The 18,749-nt window shown below is 32.0% G+C and carries 21 protein-coding genes; 20 read left to right on the top strand and 1 reads right to left on the bottom strand.

Annotated features, from left to right (window positions below; all coding sequences use genetic code 11):
* Positions 1-2 precede the first annotated feature (2 nt).
* The 10 genes from DESAMIL20_RS03740 (at position 3) to DESAMIL20_RS03695 (ending at position 7,274) form a co-directional block, all read left to right on the top strand.
* Positions 3-725: an ATP-binding cassette domain-containing protein gene (locus tag DESAMIL20_RS03740; protein ID WP_086033480.1), complete on the top strand. Its 723-nt coding sequence runs from the start codon at positions 3-5 to the stop codon at positions 723-725.
* Positions 722-1,684 carry a SufB/SufD family protein gene (locus DESAMIL20_RS03735; RefSeq protein WP_239393386.1) on the top strand — a complete coding sequence of 321 codons (963 nt, stop codon included), beginning with the start codon at positions 722-724 and terminating at the stop codon, positions 1,682-1,684. The genes DESAMIL20_RS03740 and DESAMIL20_RS03735 overlap by 4 nt, the downstream gene beginning before the upstream one ends.
* Positions 1,684-2,889, top strand: coding sequence for a hemolysin family protein (locus DESAMIL20_RS03730; RefSeq protein ID WP_086033479.1), 1,206 nt, complete (start codon positions 1,684-1,686; stop codon positions 2,887-2,889). Before DESAMIL20_RS03735 ends, DESAMIL20_RS03730 begins: the two co-directional genes overlap by 1 nt.
* Positions 2,882-3,112: a PP0621 family protein gene (locus tag DESAMIL20_RS10850; RefSeq protein WP_086033478.1), complete on the top strand. Its 231-nt coding sequence runs from the start codon at positions 2,882-2,884 to the stop codon at positions 3,110-3,112. The genes DESAMIL20_RS03730 and DESAMIL20_RS10850 overlap by 8 nt, the downstream gene beginning before the upstream one ends.
* Entirely contained in the window at positions 3,109-3,756 is a 648-nt protein-coding gene (fsa, locus tag DESAMIL20_RS03720) for a fructose-6-phosphate aldolase (protein ID WP_086033477.1), read from the top strand. The genes DESAMIL20_RS10850 and fsa overlap by 4 nt, the downstream gene beginning before the upstream one ends.
* Complete coding sequence (gene rdgB / locus DESAMIL20_RS03715; RefSeq protein ID WP_086033476.1) at positions 3,740-4,312, top strand: RdgB/HAM1 family non-canonical purine NTP pyrophosphatase; 573 nt, start codon at positions 3,740-3,742, stop codon at positions 4,310-4,312. The genes fsa and rdgB overlap by 17 nt, the downstream gene beginning before the upstream one ends.
* Positions 4,312-4,827 (top strand): lipopolysaccharide transport periplasmic protein LptA, encoded by a 516-nt coding sequence (lptA, locus tag DESAMIL20_RS03710; protein ID WP_086033475.1) that lies wholly within the window; start codon positions 4,312-4,314, stop codon positions 4,825-4,827. Before rdgB ends, lptA begins: the two co-directional genes overlap by 1 nt.
* Complete coding sequence (gene gltX, locus DESAMIL20_RS03705; RefSeq protein WP_086033474.1) at positions 4,828-6,204, top strand: glutamate--tRNA ligase; 1,377 nt, start codon at positions 4,828-4,830, stop codon at positions 6,202-6,204.
* 112 nt (positions 6,205-6,316) lie between these two features.
* Complete coding sequence (locus tag DESAMIL20_RS03700; protein ID WP_158090509.1) at positions 6,317-6,910, top strand: glycosyltransferase; 594 nt, start codon at positions 6,317-6,319, stop codon at positions 6,908-6,910.
* Positions 6,858-7,274, top strand: coding sequence for a glycosyltransferase (locus DESAMIL20_RS03695; protein WP_158090508.1), 417 nt, complete (start codon positions 6,858-6,860; stop codon positions 7,272-7,274). The genes DESAMIL20_RS03700 and DESAMIL20_RS03695 overlap by 53 nt, the downstream gene beginning before the upstream one ends.
* A gap of 2 nt (positions 7,275-7,276) precedes the next feature.
* Here the strand turns inward: DESAMIL20_RS03695 and DESAMIL20_RS03690 are convergent, their stop codons facing one another.
* Positions 7,277-8,038 (bottom strand): hypothetical protein, encoded by a 762-nt coding sequence (locus DESAMIL20_RS03690; RefSeq protein ID WP_086033471.1) that lies wholly within the window; start codon positions 8,036-8,038, stop codon positions 7,277-7,279.
* A gap of 110 nt (positions 8,039-8,148) precedes the next feature.
* On the opposite strand from DESAMIL20_RS03690, the gene DESAMIL20_RS03685 reads away from it, so the two are divergent.
* From DESAMIL20_RS03685 to DESAMIL20_RS03640, 10 genes are all read left to right on the top strand, one after another.
* The gene (locus tag DESAMIL20_RS03685) at positions 8,149-9,765 is read left to right on the top strand and encodes an ArnT family glycosyltransferase (protein WP_086033470.1); all 1,617 of its coding nucleotides are present in this window, start codon (positions 8,149-8,151) and stop codon (positions 9,763-9,765) included.
* An 89-nt stretch (positions 9,766-9,854) separates the two neighbouring features.
* Positions 9,855-10,154, top strand: a complete 300-nt coding sequence (gene fliT, locus DESAMIL20_RS03680; protein ID WP_086033469.1) for a flagellar protein FliT — start codon at positions 9,855-9,857, stop codon at positions 10,152-10,154.
* A gap of 2 nt (positions 10,155-10,156) precedes the next feature.
* Positions 10,157-10,711 carry an isochorismatase family protein gene (locus DESAMIL20_RS03675; RefSeq protein WP_086033468.1) on the top strand — a complete coding sequence of 185 codons (555 nt, stop codon included), beginning with the start codon at positions 10,157-10,159 and terminating at the stop codon, positions 10,709-10,711.
* A gap of 42 nt (positions 10,712-10,753) precedes the next feature.
* Entirely contained in the window at positions 10,754-11,620 is an 867-nt protein-coding gene (locus DESAMIL20_RS03670; protein ID WP_086033467.1) for an N-acetylneuraminate synthase family protein, read from the top strand.
* On the top strand, positions 11,605-12,417 hold the full coding sequence (locus DESAMIL20_RS03665) for a cytidylyltransferase domain-containing protein (RefSeq protein WP_086033466.1): 813 nt from the start codon (positions 11,605-11,607) through the stop codon (positions 12,415-12,417). The genes DESAMIL20_RS03670 and DESAMIL20_RS03665 overlap by 16 nt, the downstream gene beginning before the upstream one ends.
* A gap of 27 nt (positions 12,418-12,444) precedes the next feature.
* Positions 12,445-13,461 (top strand): UDP-2,4-diacetamido-2,4,6-trideoxy-beta-L-altropyranose hydrolase, encoded by a 1,017-nt coding sequence (gene pseG, locus DESAMIL20_RS03660; RefSeq protein WP_086033465.1) that lies wholly within the window; start codon positions 12,445-12,447, stop codon positions 13,459-13,461.
* Positions 13,451-14,359: a class I SAM-dependent methyltransferase gene (locus DESAMIL20_RS03655; RefSeq protein WP_086033464.1), complete on the top strand. Its 909-nt coding sequence runs from the start codon at positions 13,451-13,453 to the stop codon at positions 14,357-14,359. Before pseG ends, DESAMIL20_RS03655 begins: the two co-directional genes overlap by 11 nt.
* Positions 14,346-16,394 (top strand): glycosyltransferase family 2 protein, encoded by a 2,049-nt coding sequence (locus DESAMIL20_RS03650; RefSeq protein ID WP_086033463.1) that lies wholly within the window; start codon positions 14,346-14,348, stop codon positions 16,392-16,394. Before DESAMIL20_RS03655 ends, DESAMIL20_RS03650 begins: the two co-directional genes overlap by 14 nt.
* An 11-nt stretch (positions 16,395-16,405) precedes the next feature.
* On the top strand, positions 16,406-17,533 hold the full coding sequence (locus DESAMIL20_RS03645) for an FkbM family methyltransferase (protein ID WP_086033462.1): 1,128 nt from the start codon (positions 16,406-16,408) through the stop codon (positions 17,531-17,533).
* A gap of 4 nt (positions 17,534-17,537) precedes the next feature.
* On the top strand, positions 17,538-18,740 hold the full coding sequence (locus tag DESAMIL20_RS03640) for an ATP-grasp domain-containing protein (protein ID WP_158090507.1): 1,203 nt from the start codon (positions 17,538-17,540) through the stop codon (positions 18,738-18,740).
* The last annotated feature ends 9 nt before the right edge of the window (positions 18,741-18,749 follow it).

Raw genomic sequence — 18,749 nt, 5'->3', positions numbered from 1 at the left:
ATATGTTAACATTAGAAAATATAAAATACTCTCGCAACTCAAAAGAAATCATAAAAGGTGTAAACATCAGCTTTGAAGAAGAAAAAATTACATCCATTATTGGAAGCAATGGTGTGGGTAAATCAACACTTGCTTATATAATAATGGGATTGTCCGATTATAAACCTAATGAAGGAAAGATTTACTTAGACGACAATGATATAACAAATTTTAGCATTACAGATCGTGCTCGATTAGGCATTAGCTTGCTGTGGCAAGAGCCTGCTCGATTTGAAGGTTTAAGTGTTAAAAATTATTTAAGTTTGGGTGGGAAAATAAAATTAGATGATATAAAAGAAGCATTAAATCTAGTAAGACTCAACCCCGATGTTTATCTATCGCGTTTTGTTGATAAAAAATTATCAGGCGGTGAGCGCAAAAGGGTGGAAATTGCAAGTTGTATACTATTAAAGCCGAAATTTTTAATTATGGATGAGCCAGATTCAGGTATAGATTTGATGAGTTTAGATATGATAGTAGATATTATGAAACACTTAAAAGAAAATGACACAGGCGTTATCGTTATAACTCACAGAGAAGAAATTGCAAACCACAGTGATTATTCCTATTTGATTTGCGATGGTAGAGTGCTAAAAAGTGGTGCATGTAGCGATATTATAGACTACTATAGAAGCACATGCGATGTATGCGATAATGTAAATACGCCAAAGGAGCAAGAAATATGATTGATATAGTAAAAGCATACGAAAACGAGTTTAACCAATTAGTTGAGTTATACGAAAAAAATACAAACGATAAATCGCTTAAAAATAAAGGTGTGGCCTCTATAATTGTAAGCGGGAACAAAGTTGTGGGTTTAAATACGCTAAAGGGCATAGATGTTAGATCAAAAACGCGCGGTGATGGTGTTGTAATAATCGATGTTGACATAGAGGATAATACGGTAATACCTATACCAGTCCATTTATGCACAGGTTTTTTGGAAAAAAAAGGCGAGCAACTGTTGCAGTTTAACTATAATATAGGTTCAAATGTTAAAGTGAAGTTTAAATCTCACTGCATTCTAACCAAAATCGAAAAGTTGCACCATAAGATGATTTCTCAGATGTATATAGGTAAAAACTCATTTGTAGCCTATGAAGACGAGCATTTTCACGATGAAAATGGTGGTATATTTGTTGAAACAATTACATATGCAAAGTTAGATAAAAATGCGTTTTTTCAAAGTAAGTTTTATGCTACAAAAACCCGTATTGGTAGAATCAATGTAGTTATGGATTTTGATATAGATGATTATGCAAAAGCTGATTTGGAAAGCAAAATTTACGGCAAGAAAGACGATAAAATTGATATCCAAGAGGTTTTGAGGTTAAATGGCCAGTATGCGTCTGGCATAGCAAAGTCGTCTATTTTTGCAACTGATTCTACTCAAGCTAATGTAATCAATGAAGCCTATGGAAATGGCGCCTACTCAAAAGGCCATATTGAGTGCAATGAAGTTGTAAAAGGCTCTGAAGTTTTGGTATCCACTGTACCAATTTTGAAGGTAGTCAATGAAAAATCAGAACTAACGCATGAAGCAAGCGTTGGACGCATAAGGCAAGACCAGTTAGATATACTAATGTCAAAAGGCTTAGATGAAGAAGAGGCAATTAATATTATTGTTAATGGTTTAATTAGTTAATGATTTTAACGTTTATTATTATCATCATCATACTTACATTACTTGAAGCTATATTTGATGGAGCAGAGATTGGTATTTTGTCGCTTAACCCCGAGCACATTGATTCTAGATCAAAAATTTCATCTATCATATCAAAATATTCAAAAAACCCTCAAAAGTTACTTTCTGCAGCTTTAGTTGGCACAAATGTTAGCCTTGTAATTTCTTCGTATATTGGAGCTTATTTAAGCGAAAATATCTTCAATAACCCGTTTGTTTCTATAATTTTTTTGTGGCCAATGGCTGTTATTTTTGGTCAAATTTTGCCAAAAATACTGTATCGAAATTATCCATTATTTTTAACAAGAAAAACCATACTTGTTGTGTATGTATTTAATGTGATATTTTACCCCATTATTGTTTTTATGTTTTACTTATCAAATGTTTTGCAAAAAAGCTTTAGTAGTAAACTCAAACAAAGCGTGCTATCACGAGACGAAATAAAAATGATTGTTAAAAGCAAGTATTTTAAGCGAAATATTTCAGATCTAGAAGCTGAAATGATTGACCAAATTGTAACTTTCAAAGAGAAAAAAGCACAGGAAATTATGATTCCTTTAAAAAAAGTGTTTACGCTGGAAGAAAACCAAACCATTGGTGATTTGACTTTAGCAAATAAAGATAACGATTATACAAGAATACCTGTTTTTAGGGAAAGGGTCGATAATATAGTGGGAATTGTAAATATTTACGACTTAGTTGATGCAAAAGCAGACGAATCACTTAAAAAATATGCGCAAGAGCCTGTATATTTTCCAGAGTACACGCCTATAGAAAATATATTTTCAAAAATGAAAAAAGAAGGCTTAAGAATGGTGGTTATTGTAGATGAGTACGGCAGCTGCAGTGGCATATTGACTATAGAAGATTGTTTAGAAGAGATTTTTGGCGAAATAGAAGATGAGTACGACGTAGTAGAACAAAAAATTATAAATACAAAAGATGGTCTTTTGGTTGATGCAGATATAGAAATAGAAAAATTAAGTGAAGCTTTAGGCGCAACTATTGAAAAAGCTCCAGAATATGAAACGTTGGGCGGTTTTTTGCTTTACAAGTTTGGTTATATTCCTCAAAAAGGTGAAAAAATAACCTACAGGAATTTTATCTTCGAAATTAAATCACGCAATAGTAAAAACATAAAGAAAGTGCTCGTAAGAAATGCTTAAGCTGTTTTTGTTTTTTTTGTTTATTGTTTATATTTACTATATTGTAAGAAAAAAAAGAAGAATAAAACAAAACAACAACAAGCCTTATTTGGATGAATTGGTAAAATGTGAAAATTGTGGTATATATTTTTCGAAAAAGAAAGCAATTCGTTACAAAAATTTGTTTTTTTGCTCTAAAAAGTGTAAAAAACAATATGAAGATAAGGTAGGGAGGCGAACATGAAATTTTTCTTAGACACGGCAAACTTAGACAAAATCACTTATTTTACAAGCTTGGGTTTAGTTAACGGTGTTACCACAAACCCATCACTTGTTGCAAAAGAAGGGAAAGAGTTTTTGCCCACCATTAAAGAAATTCTAAAAATAGTTGATGGGCCAGTTAGTGTTGAAGTTATTGGCTCTAATTCTATAGAAATGATCAAAGAAGCAAAGGAGTTTTCAAAACTAGCTAAAAATGTGGTAGTAAAAATACCTTTTACAAAAGAAGGGGTAAAAGCTACGCAAATATTGAGCAAAGAAAATGTTAAAGTGAACATGACACTAGTTTTTAGCGCATCTCAAGCACTTATTGCAGCAAAATCTGGCGCAAGCTATGTAAGCCCGTTTGTTGGTAGATTAGATGATATTTCGCAAGAAGGTATGGAGCTTGTGGAACAAATCAAGACAATTTTTGATAATTACAACTTCAAAACCGAAATTATAGTAGCAAGTATTCGCAGTCCCAAGCATGTGGTAGAAGCAGCAATGCTAGGTGCTGATATTGCGACAATTCCGCCTGATGTGCTTGAATTAATGTTCAACCATCCACTGACCGATGTGGGTATAAAAAAATTTATGAAGGATTGGGGAAATGCCTTTAGCACCTAAAATAATTATTGCGACCTCTAATGAACATAAATTAAAAGAAATAAAAAAAATTTTTAGCGACTTTAATGTGATAGGATTAACAAAAGACTACAACGCCCCAGAAGAAACGGGTCATACTTTTTGCGAAAACGCGCTGATAAAAGCAAAAAGTATTGAACATTTATGTGATATTGTATTGGCGGATGATTCTGGTTTGGAAGTGCAAGCATTGCTAGGTTTACCTGGAGTTTATTCCGCAAGGTATTCTGGTGGCGATGATTTTCAAAACAATGGAAAATTGCTTGAAGAGCTAAAGCATACGGCAAATAGAAAAGCGCGTTTTGTTTGCTGCATGGTGGCTATTATTAATAAAGAAATAATAAGTGCAGAAGGAATTCTTGAAGGCACAATCGCATTTGAACCAAAAGGTGAGAATGGTTTTGGTTATGACCCCATTTTTATCCCCTCAGGTTTCAATCAGACTTTAGCTGAGCTTGGAAGCGAGATTAAAAATAAAATATCGCATAGAAAAAAAGCTCTTGAACAAATAAGAAAAAAAATTATGGAAAAACTATAATGAAAAATATATTACTTATTGTTTTAAGTTTTTTTGTTTTAGTTAATTTATCATTGGCAAATAATTCTATTGAAAGCGCTAAAAAAGAAAAAATACCTATAAACATAACATCTAATAAATTGATTGCACAGGAAAATATTGGCCTATACACATTTATTGGCAATGTTGTGGCTAAAAGAAAAGATGCAACGCTATACGCAGATAAAATGGATGTTTATAAGGATAAGAATACTGGCGATGTTTCGAAGATAGTATGTATTGGCAATGTAGTAATTACACAGCCAAACAAATTAGCCAAAGCAAATGAAGGCATCTATGAACTTAAAGATCAGAAAATTACATTAATTGGCAATGCATATGTAAAAAGCGATAAAAATGTTATAAAGTCTGATATGATAGTTTATTACCTTGATAAAAAATACGCCGTTGCTCAAGGCTCAAAAAACGAACGCGTTGATGTAACGATTTATCCCAACAAAAAGCAGACTTCAAGTCAAACGAAGGAGAAAAAGTAAATGGAAAGGCTTAGATTTGCCCCCTCACCTACGGGACATTTACATATTGGGGGTTTAAGAACTGCGTTGTATAATTATTTATATGCAAAAAAAAACAATGGCGCTTTTATTTTGCGCATAGAAGATACGGATCTTGAGCGATCTGAACAAATATATACAGAATCCATTCTTGAAGCTTTGTTGTGGTGCGGTTTAAAATGGGATGAGATATATTACCAAAGCCAAAGGACGTATATTTACCAGGCTTACATTGACAATATGCTAAAAAATGGCACTGCGTATAAGTGTTACTGCACAAAAGAACGCCTTGATGAGCTTAAAAGAGATCAGATTAAAAAAGGTGAAAACCCGCACTATGATGGGTTTTGTAAAAATATAAAAGAAAATTTAGATAAGCCTTATGTTGTAAGAATTAATTTACCGCAAAAAGATGTAAGCTTTAATGATAGCGTGCACGGTGAGTTGAAATTTTCAAGTAAGGAATTTGATGATTTTATACTACAGCGCTCAGATGGTAGTTTTATGTACAATTTTACAAATGTTGTAGATGATATAGAAATGAATATAACGCATGTCATAAGAGGTGATGATCACATTACAAACACGGCAAAACAGTTATACATTTATAGTGTTTTAAATGCAAAAGCACCTCAATTTGCCCATATACCAATGATTCTTGGTCCAGACAAAAAAAGACTCTCAAAAAGACATGGTGCTCAAAGCGTCATTGAGTACAAGCAAATAGGGTTTCTGCCTGCAAGCCTGCTTAACTATCTAGCGCGGCTTGGTTGGTCACACGGCGATGAGGAAATTTTTACTATGGACAAATTACTTGAATACTTTGACTTAGAAGGTTTGAATAAATCGCCAGCGGTTTTTGATCATAAAAAATTACTATGGCTGAATGGGTATTTCATAAGAAATACACAGACAAAAGATTTATATGGGCTTTCTTTTGAATTTTTAAGTCAAAATTGCAAAAATCAAGACAAAGAGTATGTAGAAAAAGCCATCGAAGTTATGAAGCCACGCGTTGAAACACTGGTTGATTTAGCCCAATCGATAGAATTTTTTTGCTCAAGACCAGAAATTTACGATGAAAAGGGCACCAGAAAATACACAAATCAAAATACAAAAGCCATTTTAGTTGCTTCTATTGATAAAATTAAAAAAGTCGAATTTACGCACGATAATTTTCAAATGCTTGTTAACGATTTAGCTACTGAGTTTGGTGAAAAAGTAGTCAATGTGGCTCAAGGTATAAGAATAGCTCTTAGTGGTAAAAGCGCAGGGCCTGGCCTTTCTGAGATGATTGAGATACTTGGTATAAGTGAATCAATTGATAGAATAAAATTATTTATAGAGCAGCTCGATTGAAAGTTGCCATTGTTTTAGGTAGCATTCCTTATAGTGGTATAGAAAATCTTATTTTTGATATGGCACTTTTCTCAAAAAAAATTACACTGATTTAAAATTTCAAATTGTTAATGTGGCTGGTGTTGGCGAAAAACTAAACGAGTTTTACGATGCTGGGATTGATATTTTAAATGTATGTAATTCTACAAAAGATTTGAAAGCCTACAAATTATCTACGCTTAAAAAGCTAAAAGAAGCATTCAATCAATTAAAACCAGATATTGTCCATACAATGAATTTTAGTGCAGATTATTTTTCTAAATTAGCTTTGATTAACTCTAAAACGCCTATTGTAACGCATATTCACGATACAAAAATTGAAGAACACTTACACAGAAGGGCGCTGAATAGGTTTTTATCTTTTAGGACCAGCCTTTATATATCTGTGTCAAAAGCAGTTTATAATATGGTTGAAAAAATACAGAATATGTTTAAAAAGAAACATATTGTTTTGTACAATGCGACTAATCTATATAACTTCCAATGGATCAAAAGAGTCTACCCTAAAAATCACTTCAATATAGTAAGTACAGCAAGACTTATGTCTCAAAAAAACTTAGATAGTTTAGTTAGAGCATTTGCTAAAATTCACAAAGAATTTAAAAATACTACATTTGCCATCGCAAGGAGATGGCAAAGAAAGATCCAATTTAGAAAATCTTGCTAAATCGCTAGGTATAAATGTAGTATTTAGTGGCTATCAAAAAGATGTGTCTTTTTATTTATATAAATCAGATTTGTTTGTTTTGCTTTCACACTATGAAGGTTTTGGTAACTCTCACATAGAAGCTATTGCAACGGGATTGCCTAGTGTTGTTTCAAAAAACGTGCCAAGTATTGAAGTGGCAAGAAAATGCACATTGGTTTGCAATACTGATGCTGAAAATATTTATAATCAGATAAGAAAAATTATAGTAAACCCAAAGCTGTACGATACATTGTCAAACAATACAAACAGTCTACTGCAACAATTTGACATAAACAATTACTTATTAAAGCTTTATGGCATATACAGGGAACTATTAAACTAATACTATATAACAATATCTATGTAGTTTATGGATTGTACTTTTTCCAAAATAGGTTTGTCTTCTTGTAGAATAATTCTTATGGGTATCTTTGTGTAATTTTTAAATTCTTCTTTGTGGGTTATAAGCAGATTGTAAGCGCTTTTTTCATAAACCCAAAGGTTAGCCCATATTAAATCGATTTTTATTATGTTTATTTTAAGTAAACCAATGGGCGTTTCGCTAAAAACTGTTATCATTTGCCTTTGTTTTTGTTGTTTAGTAAACTTTTTCTTGGATTTTATATAAAGGTTGAATTTTTGAGTGTTTATATAGTAGGGTATTGCAATAAATACATTTTCGTTTAATGGTATATTGCTGTTTGCAAAGGCATTTGTAATGTTTTCAAAGGATGTTTTAATGTAGTTAGTGAAAGTTTTCTCATCAACATTTTCAAGCGAAAATTTTGTTACATCTGAAAAGATTCTCTGCGCTAGTGTATCTATGTTTTTTAAATTAAAAATCTCTTTTGAGTTAGTGTTTAAAATTTTTAGCTCAACAAAAGGCTCTAATTTTGTTACAAGTAATTTAACTGTGCTGTTGCTTTGAAGCACAGAGCTTGAAAAAGCTTTAACAATGCTGCCTTTTATGTTTACTGTTGCAACATTGCCGTTAACTTCGAGTACTTTTGCATTTGCAACTTCACCAATTTTAAGTAAATCCTGTAAATTTTTTAAGTTTATTAAATCCAGCTGTAGTTTTATTTGTGAAATACCAGTAAAGTCCATATATATAAAATTATAATAAAAAAAAGAATTTTTAGCAAGTGTTCTTTTTATTAATAATATGAAATCTATTTGAAATTTTCTTGACAGTTTGTGTATGATAATGCAAATTTATGTTAAAAGCGTTTTTTAAAGATGGAAAAATAAACTTTGTGCTGGTTTTAATTTATATTGTACTCATTGTATTATTTGCTTTTAGACCTTTATCGGACAATAATGAAGGCCTATACGCAGATATAGCTCTAAATATGGTTAAAACGTCAAATTTTTTAATACCTCATTTAGATGGCGTTGTATATTTAGAACAGCCTCCCCTTTTATACTGGTTAAGTGCATTATCTCTTAAATTATTTGGCATATCAGAATTTTCTGCTAGAGTACCGGTGATATTATCAGGTGTGCTTTTAATTGTTTTTTCTTACTTATTTAGCAAGAAGATATTTAATAAGTTTTTTGCTACTTTTGTATCTTTAGTACTTGTAAGCCAGATTTGTTTTGATACATCAGTCAGTATGCTTATGTTTGATATGGTTTTAACACTTTTTTTTAGTTTAGCAATGTTTAGTTTTTATATGGGATATAAATATAGCGATAAATATTACAGGTTGTTTTATGTTTTTTTGGCTGTAGCAATATTTACAAAAGGGCTTGTGGCTTTCGTTTTATCTTGTTTAATTTTAGTTCCTTTTATTGTTATAAAGAAAATTAAACTAAAAGATTTGCATTTATTATTTGGAGTTTTAACATTTGCTATATTATCAATATGGTTTGTTGCTGTTAGCATTAAAGTGCCATCTTTTTTTTACTATTACTTTATAAACAATCAGGTTTTGCGCTTTTTTGGACATATGTACCCCAACGACACAATTACAGGACCAATCTATTTTTATGTAATTAGGCTACTTGTGTGCGGCTTCCCATGGTCTGTCTTGTTATTTTATGGTATTTATAAGATTTTTAAAATGAAGCTTTATAAAGATGATTTTTATTTGTACATACTATTGTGGTTTTTTGCAATATTTATATTTTTTTCACTTTCAAGTGGAAAGGCAAACTATTATCTTTTGCCAGCTATATTTCCTATTGCTTTTTTTGCAACTTATACGATTATGAATGAAAAACTAAACTTATTTTATTACATTTTATTTTTTGCTGGTTTAGCATTATTTATAGGAAGTATTCTGGTTAAACTACACTATATAATGTTTATAAACAATACTTATGTTGAAAAATTACCCCTAATATTATTATCTTTTATTATTTTTGTTTTGTACTTTATTGCGTTTTATAAGAAAAAATACTTAGTTGAAAGTATTGCTTTATCAAATATTGTTGTTATGCTATCTATTTTTTTATACTTTTCGCTAAATGTTAACGATTTTACCTCTAAATACGCAAGTCTGTGGTTAAAAGAAACAATGAAGCCTAATACTGTTTTTATTCAATACAGGCCATTTTGGCGCACCTCATCAAGTGTATTTTATTTAGGCAAAGATAGCCTATTGCTGGATGATTTTGACGATGGAGATTTATTTTACGGTATGACTTTGCTGAAAAACAAAAATGAAAAATTTATAAAAAAATCCGATTTAAATCTTTTACTTGAAAAACACAATATTACTATAATAAGCCAAAAAAAGAATATTGTAGATTATTTAAATAAACAAAGGTTTAATTACCGGCTTAAGCGCTTTGGTAATAAGCTTGTAATTTTGATTGATAAAAGTTGAATTAATAATAATTAATTTTTGATTAATTTTTTGTGCATCACTTGAAAATATACCAAATAAAGTTATAATAAAAATAGGAAGAAAACAGTATGGAACAATTATTCAGCCGTTTAAAAGATAATGGATTAAAAATGGTTAATTTATTAAATAATGAAAACTATAGAGGCGATGAGCTTATGCAAGCGCTAAACGAGCGCAATAAGCTATTTGAAGTAATTTACAATACAGAATTTACAGGACAATATTTAGACCAAATAAAAGAATTAATAGACCAAAATGCACAAATTATGGCATTGATTGAGCAAAAAAAGAGCACTTTGTTGCAAAATTTTACTAATTTTCAAAAGAATTCAAAAAAAATAATGAAGTATCTTAAACAAGGAGGTTAAAAATGAGTTTTTTAAGTAGGGAAAATTGTGTTTTGTGTGTAATTGATATGCAAGACAAATTGGCCAAGGTGATGAAAAAACTTGATAATACAACTAAAAATATCTCGCTTTTGATAAAAGCGTCAAAAGAATTAGATGTGCCCATTTTTTACACAGAGCAGTACCCAAAAGGTTTAGGTGAGACTATAGAGCCATTAAAGAGCTTATTGGCTGATACTCAGCGATTTGATAAAATGAGCTTTTCTGCTTTAGAGATACCCGAGATTAAAACTTTTATTGTAGATTCAAGCAAAACGACGGTTGTGCTGTGTGGTATCGAGTCTCACATTTGCGTTTTATCCACAACTATAGATTTAATTGAAAAAGGCTACAATGTAATAATAGCAAAAGATGCAGTTACATCAAGAGAAGAAGAATTTTACAATACAGCAGTAGATTTTTATAATTCAATAGGTGCAAAAGTTATACCATCTGAGTCTATTGTATTTTACTGGCTTAAATTTGCTGGCACAGAAAGCTTTAAAAAACTTCAAAAAGTAATTTTAAGCAAAGAATAGTTTTTTGATTTTTTAATATTTTTATAGTGGAGAAAATTATTAATGGTAGAATTTATCGTTGAGGTTTCAAGCAACCACAATAATGACTTAAACAGGTGCGTTGAGTTTATTGATACTGCTTCAAAAATAGGGTGCAGTGGTGTTAAGTTTCAACTGTTTAAAATAGATGAATTATTTGCTAAGGAAGCGCTTGATTGCTTTAAAGAATTGCGAGAAAGAAAGCAATGGGAGCTAAACCCAAGTTTTATACCAGAAATTGCGAAAGCTTGCAAACGCAACAATATGAAATTTATATGTACGCCTTTTTACCTTGATGCGGTTGGGATTTTAGAGCCGTATGTGGACGCCTTTAAGATAGCGTCGTATGAGATTTTATGGCAAGATTTGCTAAAATCGTGTGCACAGACAAAAAAGCCTATGATAGTATCTACCGGTATGGCTACACTTGATGAGGTTAGATACGCTGTAGAGACTGTATTTGAAAATGATTGTAGCGACTTAACGCTATTGCACTGCACTTCAAACTACCCTACCCTACCAAAAGATTGCAATTTACGCTCAATAGAAACCATGAGGCAAGCTTTACCAAAAAATATTAAATTTGGTTGGTCTGACCATACTGTAAATTTTGGTGTAATTCATAGAGCTATACACAAATATAACGTTTCGATGGTTGAGTTTCATATGGATTTAGACGGAAAAGGCAAAGAATACCAAATGGGACATTGCTTTTTGCCAGACCAAGTAAAAGCGCTCATAAAAAGCGTACAGGATGCGTTTTTGGCTAATGGCAGCGGCAAAAAAGAGCCACAGGATAGTGAATTTAAAGAACGCTTATGGAGGGCAGACCCAATAGATGGATTAAGACCGCTTAAGGGTCTAAGAAAAAGTCTATGCAAAAAGCAATAGCGATAATACAAGCTAGAATGTCATCTACAAGACTGCCTGGCAAAGTGATGCTTCCATTGGCGGGTAAACCTGTAGTTTGGCACGTTTACAATAGAGCCAAGCAATGCAAGTATGTAGATGAAGCAATTGTAGCTGCATCTACAGACAAAAGCGACGATGAGCTTGTAGACTTTTTAAAGGCAAATAATATAAACTACTATAGAGGAAGCCTTGACAATGTTTTGAAACGTTTTATGGATATAATCTACGAAAAAAAGCCACAGTATGTGGTAAGAATAACCGCAGATTGTCCTCATATTTGCCCTATTTGGATAGACAATCAAATAAAAGCGCTAAACTTATTTGACGGTGATGTAGTTTACTGCGAAAATATGGGCTGTGCGTTTGAGGGGGCAGGCGTTGTTAAAGCCAGCGTGCTTGAGCACATATTTAAAAATACTTCTGACGATCAAAATAAAGAGCATGTTGGGGCTGTTTTTATTACGCAAAACCCAGATAAATTGCGCATAGTGGAAGTTTGCCCAAAAGAGTCGCTTATCTTGCAAAACTGCAGACTTACTCTAGATGAGCAAAAAGATTATAAATTATATAAAACTATATACGAGAAACTATACGACCCTGAACATTTTATGTATTTGCAAGATATTGTAAATTTATTAAAAAAAGAACCAGAGCTAATTAACATAAATAAAGATGTCCACCACAAGCCACTTAATATTGAATTGCAAACAAAATACACACTAATGTGGAAAAACGCTAAAAAAATAGGCAAGTTTTTCTGGCAAGATAACCCCTAAAGAATACTTTTTGCTATAAATTATTGCATGAAAAATGTGTTGTTTAGATGCGATGCGTCATGGTCTATTGGTTTTGGTCATTTGGTTAGGTGCTTAGCGCTTGCCTGTGAGTTTCAAAAACAAGGCTGCCAAATTGCTTTTGCTGTAAACAAAAACGCTTTTGCAATAAACCTCATTCAAAAAGAAAAATACGCTATTTATAAAAAATACACCAAAAACTACAAACAATGGCTTAGTGGTATAATAGAAAAATTCAAGGCAGATATATTGATTTTAGATGTAAGGGATGATTTAGATGAATTTACGCTTGGCCAGATAAAGCAAAAGTTTAATGTCAAAATTGTTACTATAGATGATCCAACAAATAAGAGGCTTGCGTGTGATTTTGCCTTTTACCCGCCTATTTTTCAGGTCAAGCAGCTAAATTGGGAAGGCTTTAGGGGAAAGCTTTACTCTGGCTTTGAGTGGGTAATTTTGCGAAAGCAGTTTTTAGAGTATAAAAACAAACCAAAAAAGCCAAACAAAAAACTAAAAGTATTTGTAAACGCTGGTGGAAGCGACCCAAAATGCATAACACCTATAATTGCAAAGGCTCTAGGTGATTTAAAGGTTGGATTTGAAGCTGTAATTGTAATTGGCGCACTATTTTCTTGCAAAAGAAAGCTCGAAGCAGTTTTAAAACAGGCAAACTATGAATACAAGATATTTGAAAATGTTGATAATATGGCTGAAATTATGCACTCTTGCGATTTTGCAGTTTGTTCTTTTGGCACAAGCGCTTACGAGTTAGCTGTGTTGGGTGTGCCTGCAGTTTATGTGTGCATAAGCAAAGATCACAGCCTATCGGCTTCTAGCTTAGAAGAAAAAGGTTTTGCAATTAATTTAGGCGAATACGATAATCTTAGTCAAAAAGTTATCACAAAAGCGGCTTTAAAATTGGCAGAAAATGCCGATTTAAGATATAGAATGGCGCAAAGCGCTAAATCCTCTGTTGATGGCTTTGGTGCTTTGCGCATTGCACAAGAGGTTTTAGGTGAGTGTTAAACAATGGCAAAAATGTTACGGGGAAGTATTAGATAGTATAGGCGAGTTTGATGTAATTGATTGCAAAGCTTGCGGTTTCAAGCATATTATACCTATTCCAAGCTTTGAAGAATTAAATGAGATGTATAAAAGCAAATATTATCAAAAAGTAGACAATTTTTTTAATGAAAGATTTTTAGAAGATAAAGATTGGTACGATTTAGTATTTAAAGACAGATATGATAGCTTTGAAGAAATATCAGGCTTTAGGGGTAATATTTTAGATATTGGCTGTGGTGGAGGATATTTTTTGCTTTATGGTAAAAATCGAGGATGGACAACTTTAGGCATAGATCCCTCTATTCAGTCCATAAACCATTGTAAATCAATAGGCTTAGATGTAATAGAAGGCTTCTTTGATGAGAATTTATCTAAAAAGTTAGCTAATGAGTTTGACGTAGTGCATTTAAGCGAAGTGTTGGAACATGTATCAGACCCTGAAAATACTATTTTTTCTATAAAAAAAACACTAAAGCCAGGTGGCGTAATTTGTATTGTAGTGCCAAATGATTATAACCCATTTCAAATAAGTTTGACAAAGGCATGTAATTTTAAACCGTGGTGGGTAGCACCCCCTCACCACATTAATTATTTTGATTTTTCGTCTTTAGAAAACTTACTCCAAAAAGTTGGTTTTACAATTATATTAAAAGAAGCATCCTTTCCTATTGATATATTTTTACTTATGGGCGATAATTATGTGGGTAATGATAATTTAGGCCGTATTTGCCACACAAAAAGAAAAACTTTTGAAAAAAATTTAGCGCTTGCGGGCTTAAATGACCTAAAAAGAAATATCTATAAATCATTGGCTAATTTGAATCTGGGCAGAGAGATAGTAATTTATGCAAGAAAATAAAGCGGTAGGTAATCAATTTAAAATTAAACCAAAAGTTTCAATACTGGTTCCTACATGGAATACACTAGAAAATTTTTTAACAGAAATGACACAATCTGTTTTGAACCAAACATATGCTAATTGGGAGCTTTGCATAGCAGATGGTGCAAGCAATAATAACACAAAAGAGGTATTGAAAAAATATGCACAATCGGATAATAGGATAAAAGTAAAGTTTTTAAGTGAGAACAAAGGTATAGCTGGAAATTCAAATGAAGCTATAATAATGTCTACAGGAGACTATATTGTTCTATTAGATCATGATGATGTATTGTCTTGTGATGCTTTGTATGAAGTAGTTAGAATCATAAATCAATTTTCTGATGCAGATTTTTTATATTCAGACGAAGATAAAATTTCAGAAGATGGAAAAAAACTATATGACCAACATTTTAAACCTGATTTTAGCCCAGATATGTTAAGAAGTTATAATTATATTTCCCATTTATGTGTTATTAAAAAAGATCTTTTAGATAAAGTAGGTTATTTTAGAGAAGGCTTTGAAGGCTCTCAAGATTATGATCTAATTTTGCGATGCACAGAACAAGCCAAAAGAATTGTCCACATACCAAAAATTCTATATCATTGGCGCTCAACTCAAGAATCAACATCTAGAAATTCTAATGCTAAACCCTATGCATTTGAATCAGCCAAAAAAGCTCTAAGGGAGCATTTAGAAAGAATAGGTTTAAAAGGAGAGATAGTTGACACAGATGTGCTTGGTTTTTATAGAATTTACTACGAAATTTCTAGTTTACCAAAGGTATCTATTATTATACCAAATAAAGACCATAAAAATGATTTAGAAAAATGCATAAATTCTATACTCAAATCTACATATAAAAATTACGAAATTATTATTGTGGAGAATAACAGTACAGAAAAGTCTATATTTAATTACTATGATTATTTGAAGGCTACATACAGCTTTATCAATATTTTAGAGTGGGAAAAACCATTTAATTATGCAGGTATAAATAATTTTGCTGCAAAGTTTGCAAAAGGAGATGTGCTACTTTTTTTAAATAATGATATTGAGATTATAAATAAAGATTGGCTTGAAGAAATGCTTATGTTTATACAAAGAGACGATGTAGGTATTGTAGGCGCAAAGCTGTATTATCCAGATAACACTATACAGCACGCAGGTGTTATTATTGGTATAAATAAAATTGCAGAACATGCTTTTAGGTATTTTCCATATAATGCAAATGGATATTTTATGAGACTGAAAATTGTGCATAATTTGTCTGCTGTTACTGGTGCTCTCCTTATGACAAAAAAAACTATTTTTAATGAAGTTGGTGGTTTTGATGAAGGATACACAGTAGCTTTTAATGATATAGATTACTGCTTGAAGGTTAGACAGAAAAAGTATTTGGTGGTTTTTACGCCGCATGCTAAAGCGTATCACTTTGAATCAAAGTCTTTAGGATATAAAAATATACCAGAAAGATTTGTTAGGTTTAATATAGAAGCTGAAAAATTCAAAAGCAAATGGCACAGTATGCTAGCAGAAGGCGATCCTTACTATAATCCAAACTTAACACTTAGAAAAACAGATTTTTCTATTGCAAATAGTGAAGATATTAAAGAAGTTGAAAAATATTCTATCGATGGTATTTTTTACCTCCGCAATGGTCTTATCGATAAAGCAAAAGGGTTGTTTCAACTTGCCTTAGAAAAAAATTTATTTAATGTGGATGCGGTATTCTGCCTTGGCGCTTTTGCTTTAGAAGAAAAAAACTACGCTGGAGCGATAGAGAAATTTAACTTTTTAATAAAAAACAACTTAATTAAACACGATGTAAACCTTGCATGTGTGTACAACAATTTAGGCACAGCGTTTATTAAAACAGGTAGAAAAGAAGACGGTGTAGAGCTAATTAAAAAGGCTTATAATTTAAACAATTACTATAGAGATGCTACGGAAAATTTGGAAAAAATTAATCACAATCAAGATAATTTTAAAATAACAATGAAGTTAATTGTATAGGAGAGGATAATATGTGGAAGCAAAGGCTAAAAGAAATTATTGATGTAGGTAGTAATGAGTATTTTGACCTGCTAGACTCACCTACTGACTTTATAGATAAATATGACAATTTTGTGATATTTGGCGCAGGCGGTAGTGGGGCTAAAACAAAAGAGTATTTAGATAAATTGGGTAAAAATGTAATGTATTTTGTAGATAATGATATAAATAAAAAGGGTACAAAGTTTTTGGGCAAAACTGTAAAACATCCAAGCGAGATTTTAATGTTTGAGAATAAGGTTTTAATAGCTTCTGTATGGTGGAGAGAAATTAAACAACAACTAGAAGTAGATTTTGGTCTAATAGGGGCGATTGATTCTTTTATAGTTTCATTAGAAAGTAAAATGGAATTAGAAAATACGCAAAGCAACTTTTTATTAAAATTAAAAAATGACTTTGATAATTATTTAAAAGTATTTGATTTATTAGATGATGAAGTTTCAAAAGCTATATACTATAGAATTTTAAAAGGTAGAGTATTTTATGGTGGGTTAAACCCACTTTTCCCGCCAATGCCAATGGTTTCTTATCAGCAATACTCTCATAGTCAAGTAAAGCCAGAAAATGGCGATTGTATTGTAGATGCAGGGGCATATACTGGCGATACCATAGAAGAAATTATCAAAGAAAATATTACTTACAAAAAAATTTACGCATTTGAGCCAGATGATCAAAATTATGCTAAACTTATAGAAAATACAAAAATATACCAGAATATAGAGGCCTACAAGTATGGCCTTTGGGACAAAGCCGATAAATTGTATTTTAATGCAGAAGCTAATATGGGAAGTTCAATTGCAAGCAATATTATACAGGCTAACCAGACAATTGACACAATAAGCTTAGATGAATTTTTCAAAGACAAAGAAAAGCCAACACTAATAAAAATGGATATAGAAGGTGCTGAATTAAACGCTTTGCTTGGCGCAAAAGAAATTATTTGTAACTACAAACCAAAACTGCAAATATGCATATACCACAAGCCAGAGCATTTGTACCAAATACCCATATTGTTAAAAGAATGGGTAAAGGATTATAAACTATATATTGGACATCATACATATGGTTTTGGTGACACGGTTCTTTATGCAAAGAGATAATCTTATGAGATCTATAATTATATTGGGTGCTGGTATTATGCAAGTGCCGGCTATACTTACAGCCAAAGATTTGGGTCTTTATGTAATTGTCGTTGATAGAGATGAAGAAGCTGTAGGCTTTAGGTATGCTGATTTAAAATTAGCAATTGACACAAAGGATAAAAAGACGCTCGTTGAATTTGCAGTTAATAACAAAAATAAATACAATATAAAAGGCGTATTTGCAGCAGCAGACAATGCAACAACGGCAGCAGCTATTAATGAAGCGCTTGGGCTTATTGGTGTTAGCAGTTTTTCTGCTAAATCGTCAAACAATAAGTGGTTAAGCAAACAGCTTTGGTTAAGCAACAATATTCCTACACCACATGCTTTAGAGGTAAGAACGCTTAAAGAGGCAAAAAAAGCGATTGAAAAGGTTGGCCTTCCTTGCATGGTAAAGGCTGTTGATAGCTCAGCATCAAGAGGTACACAAAAGTTAGAAAGCATTTCAAACTTAGAATTTGCTTTAGAAGAAGCTTTTAGATATTCATCTGCACAAAGCGCTCTAATTGAAGAGTACGTGGAAGGTTTTGAGTATAGTGTCGAAACTGTAATGTTCAATTCCAGACAGTACAGGTTTGGCATAGCAAAAAGGGAGTATGATTTGTTGCCATTGCCAATTGAGACGGGCCACGTAAATCCAGCTGTTTTAGACAGTAAAACAGAAGAAGAAATGTACAAGATTGTATATAATGCTGCTGTTGCCTTAAAAATTGATAATGCACCCGCAAAGGCAGATATGATCATTAGAAAAAGCGATTCTAAAATAATGATTTTGGAAATGGCTGCAAGGCTATCGGGTGGCTTTCACTCTCAATACACAACGCCTCTATCAAGTGGGATGAACCCTATAAAGTTTGTTATGCAATTAACAATTAGCGATGAACCATCTTTAGATACATACACGGCTAAAATGAACAAAGTTGCTTTGTGTAGGGCAATTTTTCCAAAGCCTGGGTATGTAGAAAAAATTGAGGGCATAGAAGAAACACTAAAAATTAAAGGTATCCATAAAATATTTTTAACTATAAAAGAAGGTGATACAATAGATGATTATAGGCACTGCGCTCACAGGGTGTGCTATGTGATAGCAAGCCTCGATAACTATCAAGAAGCTGATAATGCTTTTAAATTAGCAAAAAATAAAATTAGCTTCAAAATAAAATAAGGAGGGGCA

Source organism: Desulfurella amilsii (genome assembly GCF_002119425.1).
Lineage (GTDB): Bacteria > Campylobacterota_A > Desulfurellia > Desulfurellales > Desulfurellaceae > Desulfurella > Desulfurella amilsii.
This window is presented reverse-complemented; position numbering and strand designations above follow the sequence as displayed.